The following is a 19,498-nucleotide window of genomic DNA, read 5'->3' as shown; positions in this document are numbered from 1 at the left end:
ATTATAATTTCTATTTTTCTTTCTCAAGATGAATTTGAAAACCTACTGCAAGACTTAATGAATTAGAACTAAAGTCTATACTTTTATTCCTATACAAGTTATAATTAAGAGCTAATTCAAGTGCAACACTGCTGTTTAAGAAAATTGCAGTACCTACTTTTGTAGAAAAATTGGAATAATCCTTGTCTTGTTTATCTAAACCAAAATTATAAGAGGATTCCAAAAATAAATTAACTCTTTTTTCCTTCTCGAGAAAATAATACCTAAGAAATGGGCCTAATAGCAAAGTAGTTGATCTGGTATTACCTGCTATGTAATCAAATTTAGAGCCAGCGGCTAACTTATCATAAATAAAATAACCAATATTTGGTGAAAGATGAATAGCATAACTATTGTTACCATTTATAGTTTCACTATTATTAAAATTATAGAAAAACCCAGCTTCACCACCAACCAACCAATTATTTTTTGTTATTTGTGCTTTACCAGTAAAAGAAACACAAAAAAACAAAACAATAAAATAGCCTTTTTTCATAAAATTAAGATTTAGATTAATAAATATATGACTGCAAATCTTGAAAAAAAAAAAACAATATTCCTAATATATTTGTAACTATTTTCTTAATTATTATGATTAAACAAAAATCCCGATACACTAAAATGTATCGGGATTTTTATTTGAATTAATTACTTCAAACTAGTTTAGTAATTGAATTGTTTTCTGTTGTCTTCAATTTTAGCACTGCTTTTCAAAGCTGGAATAACTCTGTTCACATCAGAAGCGCTTTGTGCTTTTAATTTAGCTACATATGGAGCATGATCTTTCAAAGCTGGCGCTTTTACTGTACTCATGTTTTTCACCACATAAACTCCTGTATTTCCTTCAATAGGAGCAGATAGTTTGTTTGCCGCTAATGCAAACGCATTTCCAACTACTTTAGGCTCTTGACCTGCACCCACTAACATTGGATTTTCCATAGTTACGTCAGCTGCTTGTTGAACCTTAGCACCAGTAGCTTTTGAGATTGCTTCTAATGAAGAACCTGTCATTTTAGCTTTGATTAATTCTGCTTTTTTCTTGTTTTTAAGAATTGGCTCTACGTAAGGTCTAGCTACAGAAACCGCAACCAAACCAGATTTGTCTACATTTTTAAGTTTTGCAATTACATGCCCTAAATTAGCTACTTCAAATCTTTTCACCGCACCAACTTTAGTATCATCTTCAAATGCCCATCTAACTATAGATCTTTGGTTTCCTAAAGGTCCAAAAGTCTCGTCCATAGCTTTCAAAGTAACTGGAGCAGCAACTGTAAGCTTCATGTCTTTTGCAATTTTTTCAAAATCTTTATCAGTCGCATCCATTTCAAATTTAGTCGCTTGAGTAAACACTTTGTCAGAAGTCACTTCCGACGCTTCAATTTTTTGAGCAACAGTTGCTAAACGAATTCCGTCTTGTTTATCTGTAATTTTGATAATATGAAAACCGAAAGGAGTTTCTACTAAACCAACTTTTCCAATTCCGTTATTGAAAACGAAATCATTAAACGGCTTCACCATTTGGTTTGGACCAAAATAACCTAAGTCACCACCTTGTTGTGCTGAAGAATCATCTGAATTAGTAAAAGCCAACATCAAGAAACTATCCGGATTTGCATTCACTTGAGCCAAAATTGATTCCGCTTTAGCTTTAGCTTCTTCCTTAGTTCTTTTCTCTTTTTTGTTAGGAACTTGTGTTCCTTCGTAACTAATTAAAATATGGCTTGCTTTTGCATTTACACCTGACTTCATTCCCATTGATTTAGATATACAGTAGTATTTTCCAAACATATAAGGTCCGTATACTTCACCTGAAACAAGATTAAATAATCTATCTGCATCAACTGCCGGTAAATCTTTTTTAGCAATATAAGTTGAATCGTAAGGAACATCAGAATTTGAATTTACAAACTCAATTGTGTTAGTCGCATTTCTAAATCCTGGTAAAGTATCATTTTTACCAGTTGCCTGATTGTACACTACCCTTCCAGATAACAATCCGTTTATTTTAGACTTAACCTCACCTTCATCTTCTTTCGAAGCTTTATCTTCAATCAAAACATATTCTACTTCACGAGATTCGTCCGCTTTGAATTTCTTTTCGTTTTTCTTCATGAAATCTACAATTTCAGTATCAGTCACTTTAACATCGCTGTCTTTAATACTAGAATACAAACCAGCAACGTAAGCAAAATTTACTTTATTGGCTTCCATTTCGTATTTCATTTTTCCTTCGCTCTCTGTAGTATAAATACCCGCTTTAATCAACGTATTATACATTTGATATTTAGCATTCAACTCCGCATCTTTCTCTCTATCTTTTAAATATTGAGCTTGTGCAGGATTAGATTTAAAATACTCTTTGAATTTTGCAATATCAAACATCCCTGCTGCATTCAAGAACAATGGATTTTTACCAATATTTTCATCTGCTTTTAAAACTTCAAGGATGTGTTTTTCACCTACTCTTAATCCTAATTTATCAAATTCTGAAGACAATAAAGCTATAGAAACTTCCTGATCCCAAACTCTGTTTGCTGCTGCTGTCGAAGTAATCCCTTGACCACTTTTCTCAACATTGCTTACTTTGATTCTAAAATCCTCGAAGGCAATATCTTTCCCATTGATACTTCCTACATCCTTTGTGCTTTTACCAAAGCCTCCTTTACCGATAAGATCTTGTATGATAAATGCAAATAATGCAAGTGCAATAACTGCTATCAATAAAGCGGAACGTTGTCTAATTTTTGCTAAAACTGCCATTTCTATTGTTGTTAATTTTTATATTCAGTTTGCGAAAATACAATTATCTAATTAATAATTATACTAGTAGCGTTTTATTTTGAAAGAATTTTCAATTTTATAAAAAAAACTACTCTCGCACCGCCATTTTCACTAATTCTATTTTCTTATTTGTGGCCTCTTCGATGACAAAATGAAAGGTTCCAATGGTAATAACAGCCCCTTTTTGCGGAATTTCTTTGGTAAAATCAACAATAAAACCACCAAGTGTACCATAAGAATCTCTCTCTGGAATATGAAGTTTATACGTTTGATTTAGATATTCGACATCAAAACGAGCAGAAAAAAGATAGGTATCATCCCCGAGTTCTTTTTCAATTAATTCTTCTTCTGAATCGTGTTCGTCTTCTATTTCACCAAAAAGTTCTTCGACAATATCTTCTATAGTAATAATCCCGGAAGTTCCGCCGTATTCATCCAGCACAACAGCCACACTCTTTCGCTTTTTGGTAAGCAAATTCATGGCATCTTTGATATAAATCGTTTCTGGCACAAACTCAACTGTAATTACAATTTCCTTTATACTGCCCGGTTTTTTGAATAAATCAAATGAATGTACATAACCTACAATATCATCCAAAGAATTTTCATAAACCACAATTTTCGAATACCCAGTTTCAATGAACAATTTGTTCAATTCATCCATCGAATCATATAAATCAATCGCAACGATTTCAGTTCTGGGACTCATCACGTCTCTGGCTTTCACCCCCGAAAACTCTAAAGCATTTTGAAACATTTGTATTTCTGAATCTACTTCTTCATTATCCTCAACAGTACTCATTTGTTCTGTTATGTAATTCCCAAGCTCCACTTTACTAAAATAGATTTGCGCCTGATCACCTTCGGTTTTAAAGAATTTTTTCAAAACAAAATCGGAAACCCAGATAAAAAAAGTAGAAATAAAATAGAATAAAACATAAAAAACGTAAGCGGGAACAGCAAAAAATTTTATTAACGTATTGGCATAAATCTGAAAGAATACTTTAGGCAGAAACTCTGCAGTAATCAAAACTATTAGTGTGGAAAGAATAGTCTGAACTAATAGATCCAACAAACTGGAAAGATGATAGCCAAATGATGCCATCCAGCCCATTAATAATTCCCCCATAAAAAAACCATATATCACTAACGCAATATTGTTCCCAATTAGCATGGCTGCAATAAATTTAGAAGGTTTTTCGGTAAGTTTAGTAAGTATTCTAGAGAGAAAATTATCTTGCTTTTTTTCTATTTCAAGATAAATTTTATTGGAAGAAATGAAAGCTATCTCCATTCCTGAAAAAAAGGCACATAGTATTAAGCACAATATTATGATACTAATTTCCATGATTTAGGATTTTTTGCTTCTGTCTTCAAATTTTTTGCCAAATTTCATTCGAAAGAAAAACATAAATACCGCTACGGCCGCTATCCCAAAACTTAGCCAAGGTGTTGCAGCAGGATCATTAAACTTTGTAACGCCGTCATAGATAAAAAAGACTGTAAAAACCAAATAGAAATAGGGTACGTATTTTAAGTAAGTCATAAGTAGAATTTATAAAATTATTGGGCCGATTCAAATTCACCGGAGATTCTCTGCGAATTGATCACTTTAAAATCTTTACTAAAATCGATGCCTTGTCCGTTCGAAGAACCTTTAAGGTCTGTTAATTTGAATTTTTTCTCCGTAAAAAACCATTCGTTTTTTTGATCGTAATACAACTGTTCCGTCTCCAGCATTTGTCCGTTCTCTGATTTAATTTTTACTTTTCCCTGTAAATCAATAATATTTGTCAATTTGTAGGAAACCGCATAATTTGCCGTTATAAATGTTCTCTTTGCTTTATTATCATATAAAGTTACATCAATTCCTTTTGGAAATTCAGTAAAAGGAAACTCAACATTTGAAAAATCTAACATTTTAGGACTTACCAGAATTGATTTAATCAAACCTGAATCAGTGTATTTTAGATTTACATTATCGGCATCGCCGCCGGGAACAAAGTCGGAGAAATTAATTTTTTGTACTTCTTTAAAATTGCTCTCGCAACCAAAAAACAGAGTCACAGCAAAAACTGTGACTACTGGAAAGATTTTATATTTTTTTAGTAAAGTCATATGCTGTGCTCGACAAAGCAATGTAATTAAATTTACTTATCCGATTCTAGTTGAATTTTCTTTTCTCAAACCATTTATCGTTCAATGAAAAACCTACACTAAAATTAGCATAATTCTCCTGAATTAAATTCGCATTTGTTGTCCCTTTTTTACCCAATTCTAAACCCAAGTTTACATTTGAGAAATAACCCGTTATTGGCAATCCAAATCCAAGCGTTAATCCCATGTCATTTATAGACTCTGAATTAATCATCAAACCTGTTTTTTCATATTTAAGTCCAGCTCTGTAAACAATTCTTTTCGTGTAACTTGAAAACGAATTATAGTTTGGAATGTAATATCCTCCAAGACTTACACTTCCGTATCGGCCATAGCCTACATTATCAGCTTTGTTATAGGAATTCTCTTGACCTGAAGTTTTTTGATAGGCAATTTTCCCACCTAAAAGCCATTTTTTAGCTTCGCCAATTCCCAAACCAAATGATATTTTGCTTGGATATTCTACTTCTGATTGTGATTTTTGATCTCCATAAGAATCTACAACAGATAAATCAAAACTTGAATTATAAACTACCGTCGATATATTTCTTGTATTTTTCGAGGTAAGAGCACCTTCTATCGTATAATTTAAGCTACTGTATAAAGATAATTTTTTACTTAATTTAGCTTGATACATCGTTCCAATATTAAAATTCACTCCTGACAACTCTGCACTATTCAATTCACGAGTACCTAAAGGGACACCATTAATAATTTCTAAACTATTCGTTTCAATTTTACCAAAATTATAATTCGCATCAGCACCTATACTGAAATTCGGCGTTATTTTATATCCAATTCCTAAGAATACTTTGTTCAGACCGCCAGTCCCGCTTAATCGTTTGTTTATCCCTCCTACATCAGAGGTTAATTTTTCTATTTTATACCCCACAGAAGAGTATGGAATTAATCCAAAACCTAATCCAAATTTACCCAAAGGTAGGCCAACAGCTAAATAGTCCAAAGTCGTTCTTCGAGCACTTGCTGACTCCTTGCTAGACTTTAAGGTTTTTGTCCCATAAGTACCTCCCATACTAAAAGTAGTAAGTTTTAAGCTAGAAAAACTGGCTGGATTTTCTAAATTAATGTGAATACTATCCTGTTCAACAGCAACTCCCGCCATTGAACGATTTTCAAGCGTTCCTTTAAATCTTATGTCGCCAATTCCGTAAAAAGAGTAAGGTGAAGAAGTTCCTTCTTGAGCGAAGGATACAAGTGACAAAAGCAAACATGCGCTTATTATAATTTTTTTAATCATTTTTGATTTTATATTGAAATGTTTGGTTCAAACTTTCTAAAAGAAAATTTGAATTGGCAAATATGGTATTTTTTAATCGTTTAGCCAAAAAATCTGTATCTCCACCCGTTAAAATTATTATAAAATTTAAATACCGGGCTCTATATTCATCTATGAAACCATCAATCTCATAGACCAAACCATTTACTACTCCTGAATGAATTGATTCTGAAGTTGAATTTCCAATTAAATCTTTGGGACTTTCCAAGGCTAACAAAGGCAATTTTGCCGTGAATTTATGCAATGACTCATACCGCAATCGTAATCCAGGAGCAATTGCACCCCCATGATAGGTGTTTTTGTCATCAACAAAATCAAAAGTAACACAGGTTCCTGCATCAATAACCAATCTGTTTTGATCAGGAAACTGAAATGTCGCTCCGGCAGCGAGAACCATTCGGTCAATTCCTAAAGTCTGAGGGGTTTCATACTCATTAGAAAAAGGGAAAGGATCGTCGTGCGATATAAAATGAATATTCAACTCTTTTTCTAAGCCTAAAAAAGACTCTTTTTCGATATTCCCAACCGACGCCACCACCAAATGAGTTATTTTTTGGTGTGTTTTTAAAATATTTTCAATTTTTTTTCGAAAGTCTATTTTAGTAAAAAAAAAAGCATCAATTTGAGTATTACCCTCAAAAACAGCACCTTTAATTCTGGTATTCCCTATATCAATCGTTAGAATCATAATTTATATTTTGATGCTGCGAAGGTACGAATTGATTTTTTTAAAAAAATGTTTTGGATATCCTAAAAATGATTCTATATTTGCACCCGCAATAAGCACGGTACCTTAGCTCAGATGGTAGAGCAATGGACTGAAAATCCATGTGTCCCTGGTTCGATCCCTGGAGGTACCACAAAACCCGAATAGAAATATTCGGGTTTTCTGTTTTTAATTCTATTTTGAAAAATGCATCATCTTTATATTCTTTATTCAAAAGCAGCTGCTAAATTCTATATTGGAGAAACACATAAAACCCCTGTAAATATTGAAAAATTATAATCTTTTAACAGTGAGGTTAAGAGGTTAAGAGATGCCGGCTTTGTACTATTTTAACAATGAGAAACAAAGACATCAAGTTTCATTCGCGACATTCTGTAATTTCTTTTAAGATTATTTTTGACAACATTGACTCTTAATCTCTTAATCTTATTGTTGATGATAGTAAAAAATAATCGCGGTCCTTTTAGCGGACAGTCTTAAATTTCAATTTTTCGTCTACACCCCACTAATCCTATTAAAAAAAAGCAACACTATCTACTCATTTTTAACAGAAAAAATGGATTACTTTAACTGAATTACCTAGTTAAAAAACATAATTTTACTAAACAAAACAAATTTAATTAAATGTAAATCAGACCTATTGCGTACAACAATTTATTAAATACAAATAAATTACCGAAAATATAAAGGGGAAGTAAATTTAAAACCTTGTAATTTATTTTAGTATTAAAAAATTAGTGATTTAATATTAAATTAATAAAAAAAGTCATGAAATCATTTATCATAATTTTGTTTTTTTTCGGGTTCGCCAACAGCTCTTATTGCCAAGATAAGAAAAGTAGTGATTCAGATGAAGGAAGTCTTAAATTAGAACAATTACCCGAAGTGGTAATTAGGAGTGCCGGAAAAGATTTCTCTGTTTATTTAACCGACAAAAACCCTGACGCAAGCGTTAGAGGACTGCAAGAGCAATTTATTAGTTATAATTTGGGGAAAGATTACGAAGGATTTGACAGCTATTTAGTTACTATGCAAACCCAAAATGGTTCCTTGGCAGCAACTTATAATGCGAACGGAAAATTAACTCGAGTTGTAGAAAACTATCAAAACGTAAGACTGCCCAGCAAAGTAATTTATTCTGTTTACAAAGAGTTCCCAGGTTGGCAAATTATCAACGACAAATTTCTATTTACTCAGGAAGATGGAGATATAATAAAGAAACAATACCATCTAAAAATCAAAAAAAACAATGAAGTACGTAAATTAGTAGTTCATGCAAACGGGGAAATCCTAAAAGGAGTAAATTAAAACTTGAAAGTGTTTTAAAAAAATTCAATATTAGTGCCATATAAAGGGTCTAGTCTTTAAAAGCTAGATCCTTTTTTTATTCTCGGAATACTAAAAAAGACGCAATCACAAAGCATTAGTTTAAGACTTTATAAATGCAGCAAAGTACCTTATTGTAAGTTTTCGTTTTTACAAGCCGAAAAATCGATTTCAAAAAACACTTCAACTTTAGAGATATTACCCCATTTTACCAATATAAGTGCGGGTTTCGTAAATATTTTTATTTTTTATTATGAATTTCGAAAAATAATAATTGCTAAATTAGTATATTTATGCAAAATTTATATACATGGAACTTTTAACCTGTCCGAAATGTCAAAATAATCATATAGTAAAAAGCGGCGTAGTCAACAGCAAACAAAGGTACTTATGTAAAAATTGTAAGTATTTTTTCACTGTGAACAAAATTGGAAAAAAGATAGACGATTATTACGTTACCAAAGCATTACAACTCTACTTGGAAGGACTAAGTTATCGTGAAATAGAGCGCATTCTAGGCGTTTCACATGTCACGGTAAGTAACTGGGTGAAGACATTTAATATCAAAAAACCCTCCCATGCTAATTACCATCCTACCTATAAGATTTTTAACCATTTAGAACTGGTGGAATACCTAAAAAACAAAGATTTACTTTCAGGAGCAGGTATGATAATAACAGAGCTTGGGGACAAGTTTATGCTTATAAAATGGGAACGATTCAAAGACTAACTATACTACTTTACACAAATATATAACTAAATTTTTTTTATAAACAAAAAATTAGAATTTGGCTGTGTTGAAACTAACCATTTCCCCTAACCAAACCTATTTATTATGAAAAAATGTTGCCTTATTCTTTTGATTGGAATTACTTCCATTAAAGGGTATTCTCAGACTGTGCCAGCCGCGCCAGCTGAAAAAGACTGGAGTGTCAGCCTTTATGGATTTGTAAGAACAGATTACATCTTTGATTCTAGAAAATCTGCAACTGTTCGGGAGGACAATTTAAATTTATATCCTTTGGATGTTGCATTAGACGCCAACGGCAAGGACGCAAATGCAGTATCACAATCGAACTTTTTATCGATAACGTCTCGATTTGGAATTAAAGTCAAGGGGCCTGATGTTTGGGGCGCAAAAATGAATGGAAATATTGAAGGTGATTTTTTCGGAAATACAGATGGAACCATTGGAACTTTGAGATTACGACATGCCTATGTAAATATGGATTGGTCTAAAACATCCTTAACTTTGGGACAAACCTGGTACCCAACTTTCATCCCCGAAGTTTTTCCCGGTGTTGCAAACTTTAATACCGGAATTATGTTTAATCCCTTTGGATGGGCAACCCAAGTTAAATTAAAACAAGCCTTAACCAAAGAGGTTGCCGTAATTGCTACCGCATATAAAGAAAGAGAGTTTTTTGCTCTTGGTACCACAGGAACTCAAAATGCAGCCTCAATTAATTCCACTTTGCCTTCTTTAAATGCTCAAATTCAATATAAGGGAAAAAACTGGTTTTTAGGCGCAGGATTGGAGTATAAATCGATGCAACCTTTGACCGTTAGCGCAACCAATATTGTAACTACCGAAAAAGTAAATAGCTCTTCCGTATTTGGCTATGCTAAATATTCAAATGACAAAATTATTATTAAAGCTTATGGAATTTCAGGTGGCAACTTAAACAATTTAGTGATGCTTGGCGGTTTTACAGGAGCGACCAATGATGGAATTCAGTCATACGATCCAACAAAAACGACTTCGTTTTGGATTGACATCGCAAGCAACGGAAAAGTAATTGCTCCTGGATTTTTCTTTGGGACTACCAAAAATAACGGAGCAAGCGACCCCGCCGGAAGTACCGCTCAAGTATATGGCAGAGGTATTACGGGACCAAGAGTAGTAGACAATGTATGGAGAGCTTCGGGAAGAATTGATTTCAAAAGCAATAAATTCCGAGTTTCACCAGAATTAGAATACACCACAGCAACGTGGGGCGATGCTGATTTATATGCAAAAGCATCCACAAACAAAAAAGACGTTGGTAACCTAAGAGCTATGGTTTCCTGTACCTATAATTTCTAAAATAATTAACCAAACCACTAACATCAATTTTATGAAAGAAAAATCAACAAAAGGCATTTGGAAAGTAATTTCCGCATCCTCCATGGGAACAATGATTGAATGGTATGATTTCTACATTTTTGGAAGTTTAGCCGTTGTAATTTCAACTAAATTTTTCCCGGCAGACAATCCAACAGCAGCCTTTTTAGCGACACTAGCCACTTTTGCAGTTGGTTTTGTAGTTCGTCCCTTTGGAGCACTTTTCTTTGGAAGATTGGGAGACTTAATTGGAAGAAAATATACCTTCATGGTTACCTTACTATTAATGGGTGGAGCTACATTCCTGATTGGTTGTATTCCTAGCTATGAAACCATTGGATTTTTGGCACCAGTATTAGTATTAATATTAAGAATGCTTCAGGGTCTTGCTCTTGGCGGTGAATATGGCGGAGCTGCAACTTATGTGGCGGAACATGCACCAGTCGGACAAAGAGGCTATTGGACATCCTGGATTCAAACTACGGCAACAGTTGGTTTGTTTATTTCACTGATGGTGATTTTAGCCACAAGAAACATTCTTACTCCGGAACAATTTGATGAATGGGGATGGAGAGTTCCGTTCTGGGTTTCTATTATCATGGTTGGAGTTTCGTATTTAATTAGAAAAAATATGGATGAATCTCCCGTTTTTGCTAAAGCTAAATCAGAAGGAAATACGAGTACTAATCCTTTGAAAGAAAGTTTCGGAAATCGTTACAACTTGAAATTCGTTTTATTGGCTTTATTTGGAGCGACGATGGGTCAAGGGGTTGTTTGGTACACAGGCCAATTCTACGCCATGAGTTTCATGAAAACAGTAATGTCTATTGACTCCTCTCAAGTGGATACTTTATTAGGAATTGCATTAGTATTAGGAACACCCTTTTTCATTGTATTTGGTTGGCTAAGTGATAAAATAGGAAGAAAATACATTATGATGGGAGGAATGCTTCTCGCTATTTTATTATACAGACCTATTTACAAGCAAATGTACGAAACGACATCTGTAAAAAATAAAACAGAAATAGTTGCTAACACAAAAATAGTTTCTGAACTGAAAGAGAACAAAAAGCAAACTATGGATTCAATTTATACCACTAACAAAGAGTATACTGACGGAACCACATTTCTTGAAGTAAAAACGGTATCTTTAGAGGACGGTAAGGCGAAAATAGTTGACGGAAAACCAAAAATTGAAACAAAAACAACTATCAACATTAATTGGGATGACAAGTGGGCGTTGATATTATTAGTATTTATACAAGTACTATTTGTCACCATGGTTTATGGACCTATTGCGGCATTCTTAGTTGAAATGTTCCCCGCAAAAATTAGATACACATCCATGTCACTTCCTTATCACGTAGGAAATGGAATTTTTGGAGGATTACTTCCGGCTATTTCCACTTACTTAGTTATTAACGGAAAAGATGCTGGAGATGCTGAGTTTTATTTAGAAGGACTTTGGTATCCAATTATCATTGCCTCTGTATGTTTTGTAGTAGGAATGATTTACATTAAAAACAAAGACACAAAAAACACTCACATTTAAAAAAACAGCTATGAATCAGATAAAAAGAATTTTAGGATTAGTTTGGATCGCCTTAGCAATTGCAGCTGCTTATTTTTGCATCTTTACCTTTGGATTACCAAAATTTATGTCCGGCAAACAAGATGATTTAGTATTTGGAATTATAATCCTTTTCATACTTACACCATTAATCGTTTTGGGATTAGGAACCTTTGGCTATTATGCCTTGATGGGTGATTACGATGAAAAAAAATAATTATTGAATAAATTTATAATATGCAGTCTCTACATTAATCTGTAGAGATTGCTTATTTTCATTACAATGAAATCGGCAGTACGAATGGCGAGATCATTCTCCGCTGAAAAGTAATATTATCTTCGAATGAAAAAAAGACACGAACAAAAGTTAGTTATACTTTCAATGCTAATGCTATTAGCGTTGAACATACCGCTTTTGCTTTTATTTGACAGTTCCAAGCCGCTTTTTGGTTTTCCAATCGTGTATATTTATATTTTTTCTGCATGGTTATTTTCAATTGCCATCACCTACCTAATCATAAAAAGATATTATGAGTAGCATAGGACTTTTATTAATTTTAGCACTTTATGTGTCCATTCTTTTTTACATCGCCTATTGGGCAGAAAAAAGAAGCCATTCAAAATGGACAAATAATCCCTATATCTATTCTTTTTCCTTGGCGGTTTATTGTACTGCATGGACCTATTATGGAAGTATTGGTGTTGCCGCAGAATCTGGTTTAAGTTACTTACCTATTTACTTAGGTCCAATAATAATTATCCCTACTTGGATGGTTATCCTCAAGAGAATTATCCGAATTTCGAGAGTAAATAAAATCTCCAGCATTGCCGATTTTATTTCCTTACGATACGGAAACAGTAGATTTCTTGGCGCATTGGTTACTATGATTTGTGTGTTTGGTATTGTCCCGTACATTTCTTTACAGTTAAAATCGATTTCAGATACCTTTCATATTGTTACAAAAACACAATCAAGTGAGAACATTTTTACGGATACTACTACTTATGTTTGCCTCGCTTTGGCTTTATTTGCCTCCTATTATGGAACAAAATATGTAGATGCTTCCGAAAAAAGACGCGGAATCGTTACCGCAGTCGCAATGGAATCTATCTTGAAATTAGTTTTCTTTTTGATCATCGGGATTTATGTAACCTATTTTGTTTACGATGGTTTCGGAGACATTTACACCAAAGCTGCTGTTCTTGAAAATTTTGAGAAGAAAAATTCGATCGGTGACTTAACAAACGGAATAAATTGGTTTTTCCTTTGCCTGTTGTCCATGTTTGCCATTTTCCTTTTGCCAAGACAGTTTCACACTGCCATTGTTGAAAACAATAAAGAAACTCATATTCGTACAGCGATGTGGCTTTTTCCATTGTATTTATTGCTCTTCAATATTTTTGTATTCCCAATTGCGTGGGGAGGAAATATTCTTTTTGAAGATAAAGGATTGAACTCCGATACTTATTCGCTGCTGATTCCTCAATTTTTCAACAACAATTTCTTGACCGTTTTAGTGTTTCTTGGTGGATTCTCTGCAGCCATATCCATGATTATTGTTTCATCAATTGCATTGGCAACCATGTTAAGTAATAATCTGTTGATTCCTTATGGCTTTATTGGTTCGCTCGAAAATTCTTCTCAAGAAAAAAACAGTAAACGGATTCTGATTAGTCGAAAAATAGGTATTTTTTTACTCATTATTTTGGCGTATGCCATCTATAGAATTTTTATTTTAGATTACTCTTTGGTTTCAATCGGTTTGGTTTCATTTGTAGTTATTGCACAATTAGCACCTTCATTTTTTGGCGCGTTGTTCTGGAGAAGAGGTTCAAAAAAAGGAGCTATAACAGGAATTATCGTTGGTTTTTTGATTTGTTTTTACACTTTACTAATTCCCTACGCCATTGGAATTACAAAATCTTCCAGCTTATTTATTCAGGAAGGGCCTTGGGGAACTGCATTGTTAAAACCGTTTCAACTTTTTGGATTAGATTATCTGGAACCAATTCCGCATGCTGTTTTTTGGAGTTTATTTTTTAACGTTATCTGTTATGCCGCTATTTCTGTAAGTTTCAAAGGAAATTACAGGGAACGCAATTATGCCGAAATGTTTGTGGATATTGACAAGTACATCACCAATCATGAAGATGCATTTGTATGGAAAGGAACCGCTTATATTTCTGATATTCAAAAAGTTTTACAGCGATTTCTTGGAGAAGAAAGAACAAAAAGAGCCATGACCATTTTCAATTTAAAATACAATATTGATAAAAACATCACCACAGCTGATGCCCGGTTTATAAAGTTCGCCGAGAATTTATTGACAGGACATATTGGTACGGCTTCCGCCAAAATATTAATATCGAGTGTGGTAAAAGAAGATAAAATCAGCCTTACTGAAGTGTTGCGAATTCTCGAAGAATCCAAAGAAAACATAATCATCAACAAGAAGCTGACGGACACTTCCAACGAATTAAAAAAAATATCCATTCAGCTAAAAAATGCCAATCAGGAATTGGTCAACAAAGACATTCAAAAAGACGAATTTCTGGATACGGTTACGCATGAGTTGCGAACGCCAATAACCGCGATCCGTGCAGCAAGCGAAATCCTTCATGACGATGACGATATTCCAGAGGAATTGAGAAAACAGTTCTTGCAGAATATCATTTCCGAATCGGATCGTTTGAATCGTTTGATAGACAAAATTCTGGATTTAGAAAAATTCGAAACGGGAAAACAAAAAATCTATCTTTCGAAAAATAACATTTCTAAAACTGTAGAAAAAACATTGCTTTCATTGAAGCAATTGATTAAAAATAAAAAGATAGGCATTGAGTTCGATGAAGCTTCTAAAGAAATAAAAGCATTTTATGATGAAGAACGAATCATTCAGGTCATTTACAATTTGTTATCAAACGCTATTAAGTTCAGCTCCGAAACTGCTGGAAAAATCAGCATCAAAATAACAGAGAAAAAAGAAGTTGTTGAAGTCCGTATTCATAATAATGGCAAAGGAATTAAAGAAGAAGATTTTGAAGCCATTTTTGATAAATTTTATCAATCCAGAAATCAAAATGTAAAAAAACCAATCGGAAGCGGCTTAGGATTGGCCATTTGCAAACAGATTATAGAACACCATAAAGGAAAGATTTGGGCGGATAACACGGAGACAAATGGAGCGACATTTATTTTCACTTTACCCAATTATAATACTACTGAAAATTATTAAAAAATGAAAAAAATTTTAATTGTAGATGACGAACCAAATATTGTCATGTCACTTGAATACACATTCAAAAAGAACAATTTTGAAGTTTTCATTGCACGCGACGGACAGGAAGCTTTAGAGATTTTGAAGAATCAACTTCCGGATGTGATCATTCTGGACGTAATGATGCCAATGGTTGACGGTTACGCTACATTGGAACAAATTAAAAAAGACGAACGACTGAAACATTGCAAGGTTATTTTCCTAACGGCAAAAAACAAAGAAAAAGACATTGAAAAAGGACTTTCTCTAGGTGCAAATTTATATGTACTCAAGCCTTTTTCGGTCAAAAAACTGGTAGAACAGGTCCAAGGATTAATTTAAAATATTGGATTTTTTAAAACTATAAACAACCAACAACAAAATGAATTATAAAGATTTTTATACTAACAGCATTAATCAACCTGAAGCTTTCTGGAAAGAACAGGCGATGGCGATAGAATGGTATAATAAACCTGAAACTATTATATCAAATGATGAAAATGGATATCCGGTTTGGTACAAAGACGGAGAATTAAACATCTGTTATTTGGCATTAGACAAGCATATTCAAGATGGTTATGGAGACCAAATTGCACTTATTTACGATTCACCGGTAACACAAACTGTAAAAAAATATACTTTTTTTGAAGTAAAAGCTGAAGTGGCAAAACTCGCCGGAGGAATGCTCTCACTCGGTTTAAAAAAAGGCAACACTGCAATAATTTATATGCCAATGATTCCGCAAGCTGCGTTTGCAATGCTTGCTTGTGCCAGAATTGGCGTGACACATTCGGTAGTTTTTGGCGGTTTTGCACCGCATGAATTGGCTATTCGAATTGACGATTGCAAACCTAAAGCGATCATCACTGCCTCTTCAGGAATTGAAATTGACCGTTTAATCGCCTACAAACCATTAGTGGACGAAGCGATTGAATTAGCTTCTCACAGACCAAAAAAAGTAATCGTTTTCAACAGAAAATTAGGAGCAAGAGTTCCGTTTAAAAAATATGATGTTGATTATGATGCGCTAGTTTACGGATCGGAAGAAACGCCTTGTGTTCCAGTAAATGCAACGCATCCTTTATATGTACTTCACACCTCGGGAACAACCGGAAAACCAAAAGGAATTGTGAGAGATACTGGTGGTTATGCCGTGGCGCTTAAATTTTCGATGCAATATATCTATGGTGTAAAAGAAAATGAGGTTTTCTGGGCCGCTTCAGATGTGGGCTGGGTTGTTGGACATAGTTTTATTGTTTACGGTCCATTAATCAATAGAAATACCACCATCATTTTTGAAGGAAAACCAATTAAAACGCCTGATGCCAGTGCCTTCTGGAGAATTATCGAAGAACATAAAGTCAACACTATGTTTACTGCACCCACTGCTATTCGTGCTATTAAAAAAGAAGATCCTAACGGAGATTTCATTAAAAAATATGATTTGAGTTCTTTGAAAACACAATTTTTGGCAGGTGAACGTTGTGATGTCGCAACATTAGAATGGTATTTAGAACACATTCCTGTTCCGGCAATCGACCATTGGTGGCAAACAGAATCAGGTTGGCCAATGATTGCCAATATGATGGGTGTTGAATATTTGCCCATAAAACCCGGTTCAGTAGGAAAAGCGGTTTGTGGCTTTGATATTACAATATTTGACGAAAAAGGCACTGAATTAGGTCCAAATGAAGAAGGTTATGTGGTACTGAAATTACCGTTGCCTCCCGGAACTTTAATGGATTTATGGAATGACAATCCCCGATTTAAAGCAGGTTATTTAAATAAATTTCCGGGTTATTATTTCTCTGGTGATGGTGGATTTAAAGACGAAGACGATTATATTTTCATTACCGGCAGAGTGGATGATGTGATTAATGTTGCCGGACATCGCCTTTCGACAGCTGAAATGGAAGAAATTGTTGCATCCCATCATTCGGTTGCGGAGTGTGCCGTAATAGGTATAAATGATGCTTTAAAAGGACAAACTCCTTTGGCTTTGGTTGTAACCAAATTAGATGCTGAAATTGAACATTTTCAATTAGAGCAGGAAATCATAAAATTAGTTCGCCAACAAATAGGCGCGGTTGCCTCCCTGAGAAATGTTGTAATTGTAGAACGATTGCCAAAAACACGTTCCGGAAAAACCCTGAGAAAACTGATGCGAAGCATTTCTGATGGAGAAAATTATCAAATCCCATCTACGATTGATGATGAATCCATTGTTGATGAAATAATTACTGTTTTGAAAAAATATGAAATCGGAGTTTATAATACTAAATAAGAAAATATCATAATTATGAGTCGCTATAAAATTAACACCTTAGAAGAATACTTTAAAGAATACAAAAAATCAGTTCGCGAACCAAAAAAATTCTGGGACAAAATTGCTGCCGAAAATTTCACTTGGTATCAACAATGGGAAAAAGTTGTCGATTTTAATATGGCTGAAGCCGAAATAAAATGGTTTGTTGATGCTAAAGTAAACATCACTAAAAACTGTATCGACAGACATCTTGCTAAAAAAGGAGATAAAACGGCGATCATTTTTGAACCGAATGACCCCAATGAAGAAGCATTACACATTTCGTATAATGAATTGCACGAGCGGGTCTGTAAAATGGCAAATGTATTGCGAGAACAAGGCGTAAAAAAAGGAGATCGTGTGTGTATTTATTTACCAATGATTCCTGAATTAGCCATTACTACTTTGGCTTGCGCCAGAATTGGAGCTATCCACTCGGTTGTTTTTGCGGGATTCTCTGCCTCTGCTGTTGCCACAAGAATAAATGACTCCGATTGTAAAATGGTCATCACATCCGATGGTGGTTATCGTGGTAATAAAACAATTGATTTAAAAGGAATAATTGACGATGCCTTGACAAGTTGTCCTGGAGTTTCAAACGTATTAGTGGTTAAGAGAACGAATACTTCCGTAAAGATGAAACAAGGTCGTGATCAATGGTTGCAGCCTCTTTTAGACCAAGCATCAGATAATAATGTTGCAGAAATTATGGATGCCGAAGATCCTTTGTTTATCCTTTACACTTCGGGTTCAACAGGAAAACCAAAAGGAATGGTGCATACTACGGCTGGTTATATGGTTTATACTGCTTACACTTTCAAGAATGTTTTTAGCTATGAAGAAAATGATATTTTTTGGTGTACCGCTGATATAGGCTGGATTACCGGACATTCCTACATTGTTTACGGCCCGCTATTGAACGGAGCGACGACCGTAATTTTTGAAGGAGTTCCCTCCTATCCTGACTTCAGTCGTTTTTGGCAAACAATCGAAAAGCACAAAGTAACTCAGTTTTATACCGCTCCAACCGCCATTAGAGCTTTGGCAAAAGAAAGTATTGAATACGTTCAGCGCTACCAATTAACCTCTTTGAAAGTCCTTGGTTCTGTCGGAGAACCAATCAATGAAGAAGCTTGGCACTGGTACAATAACCACGTAGGAGACAAAAAATGTCCGGTAGTTGACACGTGGTGGCAAACCGAAACCGGAGGAATTATGATTTCACCAATTGCCTTTGTTACTCCAACAAAACCAACCTATGCTTCGCTTCCCTTACCAGGAGTTCAGCCCGTTTTAATGGATGAAAGACGCAACGAAATAGAAGGAAATCAGGTTACGGGCAGTTTGTGTATTAAATTTCCTTGGCCGGGAATTGCCAGAACTATTTGGGGCGATCATCAACGATATAAAGACACTTATTTCTCTGCCTTTCCAGGCAAATATTTCACTGGAGACGGCGCTTTGCGTGATGAAGTTGGATATTATAGAATTACAGGTCGTGTAGATGACGTAGTTATTGTTTCCGGACATAATCTGGGAACGGCACCAATCGAAGACGCCATAAATGAACATCCGGCAGTTGCAGAATCTGCCATTGTAGGTTTCCCACATGACATCAAAGGAAATGCCTTGTATGGTTTTGTAATTTTGAAAGAAACAGGAGAATATCGTGATCGAGAAAACCTTAGCAAAGAGATAAACCAGCACATATCCGATCACATAGGACCAATTGCAAAACTGGATAAAATACAGTTTGTTTCTGGTTTACCAAAAACCCGCTCTGGTAAAATAATGCGTAGAATTTTGCGTAAGATTGCCGAAGGAGATTATTCTAATTTTGGTGATATTTCCACTCTATTGAATCCTGAAATCGTAGAAGAAATAAAAAACGAAAAAGTATAAATTTTTTTTTAGTTGTGGTAATTTGTTGAAAAC

At 34.4% G+C, this 19,498-nt stretch carries 16 protein-coding genes and 1 tRNA gene; 10 read left to right on the top strand and 7 right to left on the bottom strand.

Annotated elements, in window-relative coordinates; genetic code table 11:
* Positions 1-10: 10 nt before the first annotated feature.
* From BUC23_RS03485 to BUC23_RS03455, 7 genes are all read right to left on the bottom strand, one after another.
* Positions 11-535: a hypothetical protein gene (locus tag BUC23_RS03485; protein WP_073205469.1), complete on the bottom strand. Its 525-nt coding sequence runs from the start codon at positions 533-535 to the stop codon at positions 11-13.
* 167 nt (positions 536-702) lie between these two features.
* Positions 703-2,799, bottom strand: coding sequence for a peptidylprolyl isomerase (locus tag BUC23_RS03480; protein ID WP_073205465.1), 2,097 nt, complete (start codon positions 2,797-2,799; stop codon positions 703-705).
* 109 nt (positions 2,800-2,908) lie between these two features.
* Positions 2,909-4,168, bottom strand: a complete 1,260-nt coding sequence (locus tag BUC23_RS03475) for a hemolysin family protein (RefSeq protein WP_073205463.1) — start codon at positions 4,166-4,168, stop codon at positions 2,909-2,911.
* A 3-nt stretch (positions 4,169-4,171) separates the two neighbouring features.
* Entirely contained in the window at positions 4,172-4,366 is a 195-nt protein-coding gene (locus BUC23_RS03470) for a hypothetical protein (RefSeq protein WP_073205460.1), read from the bottom strand.
* 17 nt (positions 4,367-4,383) lie between these two features.
* Positions 4,384-4,938 carry an LPS export ABC transporter periplasmic protein LptC gene (gene lptC / locus BUC23_RS03465; RefSeq protein ID WP_073205457.1) on the bottom strand — a complete coding sequence of 185 codons (555 nt, stop codon included), beginning with the start codon at positions 4,936-4,938 and terminating at the stop codon, positions 4,384-4,386.
* A 46-nt stretch (positions 4,939-4,984) separates the two neighbouring features.
* Complete coding sequence (locus BUC23_RS03460) at positions 4,985-6,235, bottom strand: BamG family beta-barrel-assembly machinery protein (RefSeq protein ID WP_073205453.1); 1,251 nt, start codon at positions 6,233-6,235, stop codon at positions 4,985-4,987.
* The gene (locus tag BUC23_RS03455; protein WP_073205450.1) at positions 6,228-6,962 is read right to left on the bottom strand and encodes a type III pantothenate kinase; all 735 of its coding nucleotides are present in this window, start codon (positions 6,960-6,962) and stop codon (positions 6,228-6,230) included. Before BUC23_RS03455 ends, BUC23_RS03460 begins: the two co-directional genes overlap by 8 nt.
* Before the next feature lie 99 nt (positions 6,963-7,061).
* On the opposite strand from BUC23_RS03455, the gene BUC23_RS03450 reads away from it, so the two are divergent.
* The 10 genes from BUC23_RS03450 (at position 7,062) to acs (ending at position 19,465) form a co-directional block, all read left to right on the top strand.
* Positions 7,062-7,134 (top strand) — tRNA-Phe (locus BUC23_RS03450).
* 635 nt (positions 7,135-7,769) lie between these two features.
* Positions 7,770-8,309 carry a hypothetical protein gene (locus tag BUC23_RS03445; RefSeq protein ID WP_073205446.1) on the top strand — a complete coding sequence of 180 codons (540 nt, stop codon included), beginning with the start codon at positions 7,770-7,772 and terminating at the stop codon, positions 8,307-8,309.
* Positions 8,310-8,637: 328 nt separating this feature from the next.
* Entirely contained in the window at positions 8,638-9,057 is a 420-nt protein-coding gene (locus tag BUC23_RS03440; protein WP_073205443.1) for an IS1/IS1595 family N-terminal zinc-binding domain-containing protein, read from the top strand.
* 105 nt (positions 9,058-9,162) lie between these two features.
* Positions 9,163-10,413: a DcaP family trimeric outer membrane transporter gene (locus BUC23_RS03435; RefSeq protein ID WP_073205440.1), complete on the top strand. Its 1,251-nt coding sequence runs from the start codon at positions 9,163-9,165 to the stop codon at positions 10,411-10,413.
* A gap of 31 nt (positions 10,414-10,444) precedes the next feature.
* On the top strand, positions 10,445-11,983 hold the full coding sequence (locus tag BUC23_RS03430) for an MFS transporter (RefSeq protein WP_073205437.1): 1,539 nt from the start codon (positions 10,445-10,447) through the stop codon (positions 11,981-11,983).
* 10 nt (positions 11,984-11,993) lie between these two features.
* On the top strand, positions 11,994-12,218 hold the full coding sequence (locus BUC23_RS03425) for a DUF6814 family protein (RefSeq protein ID WP_073205434.1): 225 nt from the start codon (positions 11,994-11,996) through the stop codon (positions 12,216-12,218).
* Between the two features lie 313 nt (positions 12,219-12,531).
* Entirely contained in the window at positions 12,532-15,237 is a 2,706-nt protein-coding gene (locus BUC23_RS03415; protein ID WP_073205428.1) for a sensor histidine kinase, read from the top strand.
* A gap of 3 nt (positions 15,238-15,240) precedes the next feature.
* On the top strand, positions 15,241-15,600 hold the full coding sequence (locus tag BUC23_RS03410; protein ID WP_073205424.1) for a response regulator transcription factor: 360 nt from the start codon (positions 15,241-15,243) through the stop codon (positions 15,598-15,600).
* Between the two features lie 40 nt (positions 15,601-15,640).
* The gene (locus tag BUC23_RS03405) at positions 15,641-17,542 is read left to right on the top strand and encodes an AMP-binding protein (protein ID WP_073205421.1); all 1,902 of its coding nucleotides are present in this window, start codon (positions 15,641-15,643) and stop codon (positions 17,540-17,542) included.
* 15 nt (positions 17,543-17,557) lie between these two features.
* Positions 17,558-19,465 carry an acetate--CoA ligase gene (acs, locus tag BUC23_RS03400; RefSeq protein WP_073205418.1) on the top strand — a complete coding sequence of 636 codons (1,908 nt, stop codon included), beginning with the start codon at positions 17,558-17,560 and terminating at the stop codon, positions 19,463-19,465.
* Positions 19,466-19,498 lie beyond the last annotated feature (33 nt).

This window comes from Flavobacterium xinjiangense, from assembly GCF_900142885.1.
Classification (GTDB): Bacteria; Bacteroidota; Bacteroidia; order Flavobacteriales; family Flavobacteriaceae; genus Flavobacterium; species Flavobacterium xinjiangense.
Note: the sequence above shows the minus strand (reverse complement) of the source record. Positions and strands in the feature narration are given on the sequence as shown.